Consider the following 11,897-nt stretch of genomic DNA (forward strand, 5'->3'; position numbering starts at 1 on the left):
CGAGCGCCTGATCCCCTGCTCGCTGGAGCTCGGCGGCAAGGACCCGTTCATCGTCTGCGCCGACGCCGACCTGGAGCGCGCCGCCAACCACGCGCTCTACTACGCGATGTTCAACGGCGGCCAGACCTGCGTCTCGGTCGAGCGGGTCTACGTCGAGGAGCCGGTCTACGACGAGTTCGTCGCCAAGGTCACCGACAAGGCCCGCGCGCTGCGCAACGACCTGCCGACCGCCCCGGGCTCGACCGACGTCGGGTCGCTGACGATCGCCAGCCAGGTCGACACGGTCCGCGAGCACGTCGAGGACGCCCGCCAGAAGGGCGCCAAGATCGTCGCCGGCGGCGACTTCGACCCGAGTCGCAAGGGCTGGTGGTACCCGCCGACGGTGATGACCGACGTCGACCACTCGATGGAGTGCATGACCGAGGAGACCTTCGGCCCGACGCTGCCGATCATGAAGGTCGCCGACTCGGAGGAGGCGATCCGCCTGGCCAACGACTCGCCGTACGGCCTGATGGCCTCGGTCTTCACCCGCGACATCGCCAAGGGCGAGCAGATCGCGCGCCGGATCCAGGCCGGCACGGTCCACGTCAACGACGCGCTGATCGGCTACTCCGCGATGGAAGCGCCGATGGGCGGCTGGAAGGACTCCGGCCTCGGCGCTCGCCACGGCGCGGCCGGGATCAAGAAGTACTGCGCGACCCAGACCCTGGTCGTCTCGCGCTTCCACCTCCACAAGGACCCGCACACCTACCCCTACAACGGGCGGATCTTCAAGCTGCTCGGCCGCGGCGTGAAGCTGCTGTACGGCCGCGGCCAGCGCGACTGACCTGCGTCCGCAGAGTGCGCGGAGCACCGCGCGAAACGTGACGCCAGTGTCATCTTCACATGTATGCTTGGCCTGGGGCGGGGTAGGATCGCCCCAGAGCCAGGTCCACGGACGGGAGACGACCGGTGAGCACGACGGACGAGACGGTGGCGGATGCCGCGACCGTGAACGGCAACGGCGCCGCGAGCAGCAGCAGCGCGACCGAGATTCCGGTCGTCAACCCGGCGACGGGCGAGATCATCGCGCACGTCCCGGACAGCGGGCCCGAGGAGGTCCGCCGAGCGGCCGAGCGCGGGCGCGCGGTCCAGCCGGCCTGGGCGGCGCTCGGCTACGAGGGACGCGGCCGCGTCCTGCGGCGGGCGCAGAAGTGGATCGTCGACAACAAGGACGAGTTCATCCGGACGATCGTGTCCGAGACGGGCAAGGCCTGGGAGGACGCCCAGGTCGCCGAGGTCTCCTACGGCGCCGCGGCATTCGGGTTCTGGGCCGACAACGCCGAGAAGTACCTGTCCGACGAGAAGGTCAAGACGGCGACGCCGCTGCTGAAGGGCAAGAAGCTGATCGTGCGCCAGGCGCCGCTCGGCCTGATCGGCGTCATCGGCCCGTGGAACTACCCGTTCACGAACAGCGTCGGCGACTCGATCCCGGCCCTGGCAGCCGGCAACAGCGTGATCCTCAAGCCGTCGGAGGAGACCCCGCTGACGTCGATCATGATGGAGCGCGCGCTGCGCGAGTGCGGGATGCCGGAGGGCGTCTTCCAGACGGTCACCGGCCGCGGGGCGACCGGCGGCGCGCTGGTCGACGTGGTCGACATGATCATGTTCACCGGCTCGACCAAGACCGGCAAGCTGGTGGCCAAGGCCGCGGCCGAGCGGCTGATCCCCTGCTCGCTGGAGCTCGGCGGCAAGGACCCGTTCGTCGTCCTCGCCGACGCCGACCTGGAGCGGGCGGCCAACCACGCCGTCTTCTACTCGATGTTCAACGGCGGCCAGACCTGCGTCTCGGTCGAGCGCGTCTACGTCGAGGCTCCGGTCCACGACGAGTTCGTCGCCAAGGTCGTCGAGAAGGTCAAGGCGCTGCGCCAGGGCGTGCCGAACGGCCCGGGCGCGATCGACGTCGGCTCGCTGACCTTCCCGCCGCAGCTGGAGACGGTCCGCCAGCACGTCGACGACGCCCGCGCGAAGGGCGCGCAGGTGCCGGTCGGCGGCAACCCCGATTCGAGCGCCAAGGGGCTCTTCTACCCGCCGACGGTCCTGACCAACGTCGACCACACGATGGAGGCGATGACCGAGGAGACCTTCGGTCCGACGCTGCCGATCATGAAGGTGGCGGACGTCGAGGAGGCGATCGAGAAGGCCAACGACTCGCCCTACGGCCTGATGGCGACGGTCTTCACCAAGGACCTCGAGAAGGGCGAGCAGGTCGCGCGCCGGCTCGAGGCCGGGATGGTCCACGTCAACGACGCGCTGATGGGCTACACGGCGCTCGAGCTGCCGATGGGCGGCTGGAAGACCTCGGGCATCGGCTCGCGGCACGGGGCCGGCGGGATCCGCAAGTACACGAAGACCCAGTCGATCGTGATCTCGCGGTTCAACCTCAAGAAGGATCCGCACGAGTACCCCTACACCGGCCGCAACTACAAGCTGATCGGCCGGATCGTGAAGTTCTTCTACGGCCGCGGGGCCCGGGACTAGCTCGATCGAGGCGACGCGGCCGCCTGGAGCTCAGGCGGCCGCGGTGACGCCGCGCTGCCCGACCTCGTTGCGCAGGCCCACGCAGCCCTCGCAGTCGATGCAGCCCACGCAGCCGACGCAGCTGCGGCAGCCGACGCAGGCGACGCAGCTGGTGCAGTCCTCGCAGCGCAGGCAGAGCAGCAGCGCGGCCGAGCCGCTGCACCAGCCGCTGAGCAGGACCGCGGTCGAGGCCAGGATCCCGACCGAGCCCGCCACGGCGCTGCTGGCGGCGACCAGCGCCGACCCGGCGACCGCGGCGCTGCCGGCGACCGCGCTCGAGCCGGCGACGACGGCGCTGCCCGCCACGGCGGCCGATCCGGCGACGGCGACGCTGCCCGCGACGGCGGCCGACGAGTGGACGGCGGCGCTGCCGGCGACAGCGACCGACGACCGCACGGCGATGCTGCCGGCGATCGACTCGTCGGCGGGCGGGGCGGGCTGCTCGCTCACGGCTCCACGCTAGCGCCGGTGCCGGCGCGCGTCCACGGATGCGCTTCCCATTCGTTCAAGACCGCGGCGGGGCGCCGCCGTACTGTCCGGTCGGTCCCCGCCCGGCCCCGCCGCGGCGCCGCACGACCCCGAGGAGCGACCCGATGGGCGCCGAGGCCAGCACCACCACCCAGGTCTTCTACCCGACGCTGCACTACCGCGACCCGGCCGCCGCGATCGACTGGCTGGTCGAGGCCTTCGGCTGCCAGCGGCTGTTCGCCGCGACCGGGCCGGACGGCGCGATCGGCCACGCCGAGCTGACCTTCGAGGGTGCCGTCCTGATGGTCGGCCCGGTCACCGACGGCCCGACCTGGAGCGGCCATGCCGGCGAGGGCCGCGTCTACCTGGCGCTGGACGACGTCGACGGCCTGGCCGCGCGGGTCCGGGCGGCCGGCGGCGAGCTGCTGCGAGGACCGGCCGACACCGACTACGGCTCCCGCGAGTGCACCGTGCGCGACCCCGAGGGCAACCTCTGGAGCTTCGGCACCTACCGCCCGGCGGTGCCCGCTCCCACGGCCTGAGCGCGGGCGGGGCCGCTCAGCGCAGGTGGACCCCGAGCAGCGCCTCCAGCTGCGGGATCGTCTCGTCCGCGGTCCGGTGCAGGACGGTCCGCATCCCGAGCGCCTCGGCCGGCGGCAGGTTGAACGGCAGGTCGTCGACGAAGACGCAGGCGCGCGGGTCGAGGCCGATCCGGCGGGCGCCGATCCGGAAGATCTCGGGGGCGGGCTTGCGCATCCGCTCCTCGTGGCTGAGGACGACCGCGTCGAAGGCCTCGATCAGGAACGCCTCGTCGTAGCGCAGGCCGTCGCCCCACGAGTTCGAGATCAGCCCCGTGCGGACGCCGACGTCGTGGGCCTGGCGGACGGCCGCGACCATCGCCTCGTCCGGGTGCAACGCCTCGAACAGCCGCGCGACCAGGCCGTCCGCCCGTCCGGGAGCCAGGCCGAGCAGCTTGGCCAGCCGCCGCCCGAACGCCTCGTCGCCGATGTCGCCCTGCTCGAGGCCCTTGAGCAGGTCGCGGGCGTCGCGGTCGTGGCGGAAGCGGTCGGCGACCGCGTCGGGGTCCAGGCCCTCGGCGGCCGAGAAGGCGCGGAAGGCGGCGAAGACGTTGCTGGTGAGGACGCCGCCGTAGTCGATCAGCAGGCCCCGGACCGGCGGCCGGTCGGCGGTGCTCACGCGGCCGACCCCTGGGCCAGCTCCAGGGCGTGGCGGGCGAGCAGCGGGACGCCCTGCTCGAGCGCGGCGAAGAACGGGTCGTCGGTCGAGCCGGCGCGGTGGCGCTTGTAGGAGCCCTCCAGGAAGACCGCCGACTTCCAGATCGCCAGCGCCTGGTACCAGCCGACCTCGGCCAGCTCGCGGCCCGAGCCGGCGGCGTAGCGCTCGAGGATCTGGGCGCGGCTGGGGAAGCCCGGGCCGGCAGTGACCGGCGTCAGCTCGGCCATCGGTCCCGACGCGCCGCCGCCCTCGTTGTAGGTCGCGGTCAGGTAGCCGACGTCGGCCAGCGGATCGCCGATCGTCGACAGCTCCCAGTCGAAGATCGCGGTCAGGCGGATGTCGCGCCCGCCGGCCGTGGACCCCGGGCCGAACATCACGTTGCCGAGCCGGTAGTCGCCGTGGACCAGCGTCGACTCGCGCTGCACCGGTCGCCGCTCGGCCAGCCAGGCGGCGGTCTCCTCGACCTCGGGGACGGCGCGGGTCGCGTTCAGCTCCCAGAGCCCGCCGAACCGCCGCAGCTGCCGCTCCAGGTAGCGGTCGTCGCCCTTGCCGAACCACTCCAGGCCGGCGCCGCGCCAGTCGACGGCGTGCAGCTCGACCAGCGCGTCGACGAGCTCCTCGATCAGCGGCGCGTGCGTCGACTCGGGGACGAAGCGCTCCGGAAGCGTGGTCGAGATCACGTCGCCGGCGACCCGCTCCATCACGTAGAAGGGGCCGCCGATCGTCGTCTCGTCCTCGTGGATCAGCAGCACCCGCGGGGTCCGGACCGGCTGCGACTCGAGCGCGCGCAGCAGCCGTGCCTCGCGGATCACGTCGTGGGCGCTCGGGGGCAGCGGCGGCCGCGGCGGGCGCCGCAGCACGACCTCGGCGTCGCCGCGCCGGATCAGGTAGGTGATGTTGCTGTGGCCGTCGCCGATCGGGTCCGCCTCGATCGGGCCGCTGCCGATGCCCGCGGCGTCGAGGACCGCCTCCAGCGGCTGGCGGACCAGCAGCGGCGGGCGCTCCTGGGCGGCGGCCTCCTCGGGCGTGTCGACGATCGACGGGCTCGCGCTCATGGGCCGATGCTATGCGGTGCGCGGCCGCGGCGGGCACGTGACTGGCTGCGCAGCCAGCCGGGGTGGGGTACCGGCGGCCGGGGCGCGTGAGGCCGGGGACGGATGCGCGACGGACCCGCCCTTCACCCGCGCGCCACTCGCATCAGGACGGCCGGGCCTACACTCGAAGCGTGAGCCGCCCGCAGCCGACGAGTCCCCGGATCGCCCGCGGCGTCGGACTGACCGCGCTGGTCGCGATGGCCGCGGGCCTGGCCTGGACGCTGTGGATGGCCACGATCGGGCGGCTGTTCGCGGCCGTCCGGGGCCCTCGCGCCCGCGGCTTCGACCTGATCGCGCGGGCCCGTCGCCCCCGCCGCCCGCGCCCGCGTCGGCGCGCGACCCCGGCGGTCGAGGGCCGGTGAGCGGGGTGCGAGAGCTGCTGCTGCTCCGCCACGGGACGGCCGAGGACCACGGCGTCCGCCCGGACGCCGAGCGCGACCTGATCCCGCGCGGCGAGCGGCAGGCCGCCGGCGCCGGGCGCGCCCTGGCGCGGCTCGACATGGTCCCCGACCTGGTCCTGGCCTCGCCCAAGGTCCGCGCCTGGCGGACCGCCGTCCTGGCCTGCGAGGTGCTCGGCCTGGAGCCGGTCGAGCACGGCGCGATCGTCGGCCTCGATCGGGACGAGGCGCTGCTCGCCGCCGGCTTCGGCCACCGCGTGATGCTGGTCGGCCACGAGCCCGACCTGTCGCAGGTGATCCACGACCTGACCGGCGCCCGCTGCCGGCTCCGCAAGGGCGGCCTGGCGGTCATCGAGCTGGACGGCTCGCGGGGCGAGCTGCAGGCGCTGCTGCGGCCCCGCGACCTGCTGCGGATCGCCGGGGCCTGACTGCGGCCGCCTCGCGGCGCGCCATCGGACGCCGCCGAGCGGCCGGCGCGACGCGCCCGCACGCCCGCTTCCGTGACCGACGTCGCCGCCTGCGAGACTCGGCCCCATGCCCGAGCTGCCGGAGATCGAGGCCACGGTCCGCCTGCTCGACGCCGCCGTCCGCGGCGCCGAGGTCGACAGCGCGCGGGCGCCCGGACTGGCCACGATGCGGACCTTCGCCCCGTCGCTGGACGCGCTCGCCGGCGGCACCTGCAGCGGCCTGCGGCGGCGCGGCAAGCTGCTGCTCGTCGGCTTCGAGGGCGGCGGGCTCGAGGCGCCCGCGACCCTCGTCCTGCACCTGATGAGCGCCGGTCGGCTGCAGCTGTGGGAGAAGCGGGCCGGCCCGCGCGACCGGACGGTGCGGCTGGTGGTGCGCCTGCGCGGCGGGGCCGACGGCTTCGCCGAGGAGCGCGAGTTGCGGCTGCGCGAGTTCGGCACCAAGCAGGCCGCCTGGGGCAAGCTGCTGCTCGACGACCAGGTCGCCGTCGACGAGACGATCTCGCACCTCGGACCGGAGGCGTGGCCGGACCCGCCCGACCTGACCGAGCTGCCGCCGCGGCGAACGCTGCGCGGGGCGATCCGCGACCAGCGGGTGATCGCCGGGATCGGCCGGACCTGGGCCGACGAGATCCTCTGGACGGCGAAGCTCGCGCCGCTGCGCCGCTGCGGCGACCTCGACGACGAGCAGCGAGCGCGGTTGCGGCAGGCGATGATCGACGTCCTCGGCGGGGCGCTCGGCCTGTACATGGACGGGGGCGTCGATCCCGCCGACCCCGACGGCAAGCCCCGCAAGCCGCTGGCGCTGCCGCTGCCCGACAAGCTGCCGCTGCCGCTGCTCGTCCACCGCCGGACCGGCCAGCCGTGCCCGCGCGACGGCACGACGCTGCTCGCCGTCCACTACGAGGACGACGAGATGACCTACTGCCCGACCTGCCAGACGGGCGGCAAGCCGTACAAGGACCGGCGGCTGTCGCGGTTGCTCAAGGACTGAGCGAGCGGCGCGAGGCGCACGTCGACCCCGCAGGCGCGCTCCAGGCTAAGATGACGCATGCGTCACGTTTGGTGCTTGGCGCGTGCACGGACACGGCGGGGAGAGCGATGAGCCAGAGCAACGGTGATGGACAGTTCGACGTCGACTGGGTCGTCGTCGGATCGGGCTTCGGGGGCAGCGTCAGCGCCCTGCGGTTGGCCGAGAAGGGCTACTCCGTGCTGGTGCTCGAGCGCGGCGAGCACTTCGACGACGGCACGATGCCGAAGTCGAGCTTCGACCTGCGCCGCTACTTCTACGCGCCGAGGCTGGGGCTCCGCGGGCTCTTCAAGCTGACCGTCTTCCGGGACGTCTTCGTCGCCTCGGGGGCCGGCGTCGGCGGCGGCAGCCTGGTCTACGCGATGACGCTCTACGTCCCGCCGAAGGCGTTCTTCGAGGATCCGCAGTGGAAGGACCTGGGCGACTGGCGGACCGAGCTGGCGCCGCACTACGAGACCGCGCAGCGGATGCTCGGCGTGACCGACGTCGAGGAGGACGACAAGGCCGACCAGTGGCTGAAGGAGTACGGCGAGGAGACCGGCGTCGCCGACACCTACCGCAAGACCCGCGTCGGCACCTACCTCGACACGCCCGGCCAGACGGTCGCCGATCCGTACTTCGGCGGCGAGGGCCCGGCGCGCAAGGGCTGCGTCCGCGAGGGCCGCTGCATGCTCGGCTGCCAGCACGGCTCGAAGAACTCGACGACCAAGAACTACCTCTGGTTCGCCCAGAAGCAAGGCGCGCGGATCGAGGCCCGGCGCGAGGTCGTCGACCTGCGGCCGCTCGGCGGCGGCAAGGGCGAGCTGGGCTGGGAGGTCACCCACGAGCGGACCGGCGCCTGGCTGCGCAAGGACCGCACGGTGATCCGCGCCCGCGGCGTCGTCAGCGCCGGCGGCGCGCTCGGGACCAACGAGCTGCTCGCCCAGGCCAAGCTCAACGGCAGCCTGCCGGACGTCTCCTCGCGGCTCGGCGAGCTGGTGCGGACCAACAGCGAGGCGGTGACCGCCGTCACCGTGCCGCCGGGCGAGGCCCAGAACCTGATCCGGCGGGTCGCGATCACGTCGTCGATCTACCCCGATCCGCACACCCACATCGAGACGGTCACCTACGGCAAGGGCGGCGGCTCGATGCGCTGGCTCTTCACCGTCCTGGTCGGCGACGGCTCCCGCCTGACCCGCCCGCTGAAGTGGCTCGGCCAGATCGCCCGCCACCCGAAGTGGTTCCTCGAGCTGCTGCTGCGGCCCGGCTGGTCGGAGCGGACCGTGATCGTGCTGGTGATGCAGACGCTCGACAACGCGATCAGCCTGCGCGCGAAGCTCGGCCGCAACGGCCGGGTCAAGCTCCAGACCGAGCAGGACCCGGAGAAGCCGAACCCGACCTTCATCCCGGTCGCCAACCACTTCACCGAGTGGCTGGCGCGGCGGACCAAGGGCGTGCCCGGCTCCTCGATCTTCGAGGCGACGATGAACGTGCCGACGACGGCCCACTTCATCGGCGGCGCGACGATCGGCGCCGACCCCTCGAGCGGCGTGGTCGACCGCGACCAGCGCGTCTTCGGCTACGAGAACCTGCTGGTCTGCGACGGCTCGGCGATCCCGGCCAACGTCGGCGTCAACCCGTCGCTGACGATCACCGCCCTCAGCGAGCACGCGATGAGCGCCGTCCCGGCCAAGGACGGCCGCGAGGTCGTGCCGTTCGGCAGCGTGCCGATCGCGGCCAAGACGGCCAGCGGCGAGCCGGCCCCGATGCCCGAGGCCACGCCGGCCGCGGCGACGATGGCCTGAGCGAGCGTCCCGCGCCGTCCGCCCTGGCCCGCGGGAGGGGCCGGGACGGACGCCGCCCGCGGTCAGTCGCCGACCCGCAGCACCAGCTTGCCGCGGACCGCGCCGCCCTCGATCAGCTCGTGGGCGCGGGCGGCATCGGCCAGCGGCAGCACCTCGGCGACGGTCGGCCGCAGCGCGCCGCGCTCGACCGAGCCGGTCAGCAGCTGCAGCTCCAGGCCGTCCGGGGCGATGAACACTCGCGGCCCGCGGACGTCGTCGCGCGGCGGCGGATCGCCGGCGCTGGCCGAGGGCAGCGTCAGGACCGCTCCGCCGGGCCGCACGACCGAGAACGCGCGCGTCCGCTCGGCGCCGCCGATCCCGTCGAGGACCAGGTCGACCGGCTCGATCGCCTGCGCGTAGTCGGTCGTCGTGCGGTCGATCACCTCGTGGGCGCCGAGCCCGCGCAGGTAGCCGAGGTTCGCCGTCGAGCCGACCGCGATCACGTGCGCTCCGAGGTCGGCGGCGATCTGGACCGCCAGGTGGCCGACGCCGCCCGACGCGGCCGTGATCACCACCCGCTGGTTGGTCTCCAGGCCGCCGGCGTCGACCAGCGCCTGCCAGGCGGTCAGCCCGCCGAGCGGCAGCGCCGCCGTCTCCTCGTCGCTCAGCGAGCGCGGCGAGCGGCTCAGCTGGCTGACGTGCGCGACCGCGTACTCGGCGTAGGCGCCGGCGGCCCGCGGGAAGCCGATCGTGCCGAAGACGCGGTCGCCGGGAGCGAAGCGGGCGACTCCGTAGCCGGCCTCCGCGACGGTCCCCGCGACGTCCCAGCCGGGAATCCAGGGGAAGGCGCCGGCGCCGTCCTCGGGCGTCGGGGATCCGCCGAGGAAGCCGGTCGCGCCGGCGCCGCCGCGGGTCTTCGCGTCGACGGGGTTGACGCCGGCGGCGGCGACCCGGATCAGGACCTCGCCGGGGCCGGGCGTCGGCCGCGGGACCTCGCGCAGCTCCAGCGTCTCGGGGCCGCCGGGGGCGGGGGCGACGATCGCCTGCATGGTGGGGGCGGGCATCGGGGCTCTCGTTCGGTCGTGGGTTCGGGCGGGCGTCAGCGGTCCGTCGGCGCCCGTGGCGGGCGGATCACGATCGTCCCCCGCCGGTCGCCGCGGTGCTCGACGTAGGCGTGCGCGTCACGTGGGTCGTCGACCGTCGGGCCCGGGTCCAGGGTCGGGCGGACGATCCCCTCGCGCAGCAGCAGGATCGCGGCCTGGAGCGCCTCGCGACCCGGCTCGGGGATCCGCGGCGCGCGGACCTGCTTGCGCGAGGCGTCCTCCGGCGGCGGGCTGGCGAGCGACAGCAGCAGGCCACGGCGGTCGGTCGCGGCCAGCGCCTGGTGCATCGGGTGGTGCTCGTGCAGCGGGCCGGGCTCGTCGACCTCGGTCACGACGACGTCGGACTGGATCGCGACGGCGGCGTACGGCACCAGCCGCGTGTCGATCGTCTCCTCGGCGCCGAGCGCCGCCAGCTCGTCGATGCCGTCGTCGCCCGCCACCGCGACCACGCGGGCGTGGCGGTCGGCGGCCAGCTGGACCAGGGCGCGCCCGATCGCCGTCGTGGCGTGGGTGACCAGGACCCGGCGGCGCGGCAGGTCGCCGGCCAGCTCGAGCGCCTGCCAGGCGATCGCGGCCGGGCCGATCGTGGCCGCGACCTCGTCGTCGGCGAGCTCCCCGGGGATCGCGGCCAGCGACCGCTCCGACGCCACGACGTGCGACGCGCAGGCGCCGGCGACGATCCCCGCGACCCGATCGCCGGGAGCGAGCGCGGTGACCCCGGGGCCGGCGCGCCGGACCACGCCGGCCAGGTCGGTCCCCGGGGTCCACGGAAAGCAGATCCGGGGGTCGCCGTCGCCGGGTCGCGGGCGGCCGGCGCGCAGCCGCACGTCGCGCGGGGTGACGGCGACGGCGCGGACCTCGACCAGGACCTCGCCGGGGCCGGGCGTCGGGCGCGGGACCTCGGCGACGTCGAGGACCGCCGGCGTGCCGGGGGCCTCGGCGATCAGGATCGTGGCGCGCTCGGCGGAGGTCGGCATTCGGGACGGCAGGGCCGGCGGCCGGCTCCGTCCAGCGATGGTACGCGGCGGCGTTCGCGGGTGGTCGGTGGGCGGCGGTTGGGCGGCGGCGGCCGTGACGTTACGGTCGCTGGGCGACCGGTTCGTCACACCGCGCCGAGCCGGACGCCCCGCGCCGGCGGCGGCCGTGACGTTGCGGTCCTTGAGCGACCGGTTCGTCACACCGCGCCGAGCCGGACGCCCCGCGTGGCGCGCTCGCCGCCGCTGGCCCGTCTGCGAGGATCGAGCGCCCCTTCCCGACGATCCCCCGGAGGACCCGTGCCCCTGCCCGAGCCCGGCCAGCCCGCGCCCGACTTCACCCTGCCCGCCGCCGACGGGAGCAGCGTCACGCTCTCGGAGCTGCGCGGCCAGTGGGTCGTCCTCTACTTCTACCCCAAGGCCTCGACGCCGGGCTGCACGACGCAGGCCTGCAGCGTCCGCGACAACCGCGCCGAGTACGAGCGGCGCGGCGCGCGGGTCCTGGGCCTCTCGCCCGATCCCGTGGCCAAGGTGGCGAAGTTCGTCGAGAAGGAGGGGCTGGACTTCACGCTCCTGGCCGACGAGGACCACGCGGTCTGCGACCTCTACGGCGCCTGGGTCGAGAAGTCGATGTACGGCAACAAGTACATGGGGGCGTCGCGCTCGACGGTCCTGATCGACCCCGACGGCGTCGTCCGCCAGGTCTTCCCGAAGATCGCGCCCAAGGAGCACGACCGGAAGGTCCTGAAGGCGCTCGACGCGCTGCAGGCGGCCTAGCGGCGGGCCGGGGCCGCGCGTCCCGGATCGC

At 74.4% G+C, this 11,897-nt stretch carries 13 protein-coding genes; 8 read left to right on the top strand and 5 right to left on the bottom strand.

Annotation, left to right across the window (positions count from 1 at the left end; genetic code table 11):
- The coding region (locus PAI11_RS01855; protein WP_040597702.1) for an aldehyde dehydrogenase family protein at positions 1 to 826 on the top strand (826 nt) is incomplete at its 5' end.
- A gap of 164 nt (positions 827 to 990) precedes the next feature.
- Positions 991 to 2,520, top strand: coding sequence for a succinic semialdehyde dehydrogenase (locus tag PAI11_RS01860; protein WP_040597713.1), 1,530 nt, complete (start codon positions 991 to 993; stop codon positions 2,518 to 2,520).
- 30 nt (positions 2,521 to 2,550) lie between these two features.
- On the opposite strand, the gene PAI11_RS26730 is transcribed toward PAI11_RS01860, so the two are convergent.
- Positions 2,551 to 2,955: a hypothetical protein gene (locus PAI11_RS26730; RefSeq protein ID WP_425280454.1), complete on the bottom strand. Its 405-nt coding sequence runs from the start codon at positions 2,953 to 2,955 to the stop codon at positions 2,551 to 2,553.
- A 197-nt stretch (positions 2,956 to 3,152) separates the two neighbouring features.
- On the opposite strand from PAI11_RS26730, the gene PAI11_RS01870 reads away from it, so the two are divergent.
- Positions 3,153 to 3,569 carry a VOC family protein gene (locus PAI11_RS01870; RefSeq protein WP_007570267.1) on the top strand — a complete coding sequence of 139 codons (417 nt, stop codon included), beginning with the start codon at positions 3,153 to 3,155 and terminating at the stop codon, positions 3,567 to 3,569.
- Positions 3,570 to 3,585: 16 nt separating this feature from the next.
- On the opposite strand, the gene PAI11_RS01875 is transcribed toward PAI11_RS01870, so the two are convergent.
- Positions 3,586 to 4,224 (bottom strand): HAD-IA family hydrolase, encoded by a 639-nt coding sequence (locus PAI11_RS01875; protein WP_007570269.1) that lies wholly within the window; start codon positions 4,222 to 4,224, stop codon positions 3,586 to 3,588.
- A complete protein-coding gene (locus PAI11_RS01880; RefSeq protein WP_007570271.1) occupies positions 4,221 to 5,318 on the bottom strand; it encodes a phosphotransferase family protein in 1,098 nt (365 codons plus the stop codon). The genes PAI11_RS01875 and PAI11_RS01880 overlap by 4 nt, the downstream gene beginning before the upstream one ends.
- A 170-nt stretch (positions 5,319 to 5,488) precedes the next feature.
- Between PAI11_RS01880 and PAI11_RS26735 the strand changes: the two genes are divergently transcribed.
- The 4 genes from PAI11_RS26735 (at position 5,489) to PAI11_RS01900 (ending at position 9,033) form a co-directional block, all read left to right on the top strand.
- The gene (locus PAI11_RS26735) at positions 5,489 to 5,719 is read left to right on the top strand and encodes a hypothetical protein (protein ID WP_040597704.1); all 231 of its coding nucleotides are present in this window, start codon (positions 5,489 to 5,491) and stop codon (positions 5,717 to 5,719) included.
- On the top strand, positions 5,716 to 6,183 hold the full coding sequence (locus PAI11_RS26740) for a SixA phosphatase family protein (RefSeq protein ID WP_050897064.1): 468 nt from the start codon (positions 5,716 to 5,718) through the stop codon (positions 6,181 to 6,183). Before PAI11_RS26735 ends, PAI11_RS26740 begins: the two co-directional genes overlap by 4 nt.
- Positions 6,184 to 6,289: 106 nt before the next feature.
- Positions 6,290 to 7,213 carry a DNA-formamidopyrimidine glycosylase family protein gene (locus PAI11_RS01895; protein ID WP_007570275.1) on the top strand — a complete coding sequence of 308 codons (924 nt, stop codon included), beginning with the start codon at positions 6,290 to 6,292 and terminating at the stop codon, positions 7,211 to 7,213.
- Positions 7,214 to 7,320: 107 nt separating this feature from the next.
- Positions 7,321 to 9,033 (top strand): FAD-dependent oxidoreductase, encoded by a 1,713-nt coding sequence (locus tag PAI11_RS01900; protein ID WP_007570276.1) that lies wholly within the window; start codon positions 7,321 to 7,323, stop codon positions 9,031 to 9,033.
- 62 nt (positions 9,034 to 9,095) lie between these two features.
- Here PAI11_RS01900 and PAI11_RS01905 read toward each other — a convergent pair whose 3' ends face one another.
- On the bottom strand, positions 9,096 to 10,076 hold the full coding sequence (locus tag PAI11_RS01905) for an NADP-dependent oxidoreductase (RefSeq protein WP_040597706.1): 981 nt from the start codon (positions 10,074 to 10,076) through the stop codon (positions 9,096 to 9,098).
- A gap of 35 nt (positions 10,077 to 10,111) precedes the next feature.
- A complete protein-coding gene (locus PAI11_RS23740) occupies positions 10,112 to 11,092 on the bottom strand; it encodes an NADP-dependent oxidoreductase (protein WP_007570278.1) in 981 nt (326 codons plus the stop codon).
- 297 nt (positions 11,093 to 11,389) lie between these two features.
- Here PAI11_RS23740 and bcp point away from each other — a divergent pair, with 297 nt between their 5' ends.
- The gene (bcp, locus tag PAI11_RS01915; protein ID WP_007570279.1) at positions 11,390 to 11,866 is read left to right on the top strand and encodes a thioredoxin-dependent thiol peroxidase; all 477 of its coding nucleotides are present in this window, start codon (positions 11,390 to 11,392) and stop codon (positions 11,864 to 11,866) included.
- Positions 11,867 to 11,897 lie beyond the last annotated feature (31 nt).

The sequence above is a fragment of the Patulibacter medicamentivorans genome, assembly GCF_000240225.1.
Lineage (GTDB): Bacteria > Actinomycetota > Thermoleophilia > Solirubrobacterales > Solirubrobacteraceae > Patulibacter > Patulibacter medicamentivorans.

Bases quoted from the DNA above. Each gene is read 5' to 3' on its own strand.
- PAI11_RS01870 (WP_007570267.1), top strand. From the start codon at position 3,153: ATGGGCGCCGAGGCCAGCACCACCACCCAGGTCTTCTACCCGACGCTG.
- PAI11_RS01880 (WP_007570271.1), bottom strand. From the start codon at position 5,318: ATGAGCGCGAGCCCGTCGATCGTCGACACGCCCGAGGAGGCCGCCGCC.
- PAI11_RS01895 (WP_007570275.1), top strand. From the start codon at position 6,290: ATGCCCGAGCTGCCGGAGATCGAGGCCACGGTCCGCCTGCTCGACGCC.
- PAI11_RS01900 (WP_007570276.1), top strand. From the start codon at position 7,321: ATGAGCCAGAGCAACGGTGATGGACAGTTCGACGTCGACTGGGTCGTC.
- PAI11_RS01905 (WP_040597706.1), bottom strand. From the start codon at position 10,076: ATGCCCGCCCCCACCATGCAGGCGATCGTCGCCCCCGCCCCCGGCGGC.
- PAI11_RS23740 (WP_007570278.1), bottom strand. From the start codon at position 11,092: ATGCCGACCTCCGCCGAGCGCGCCACGATCCTGATCGCCGAGGCCCCC.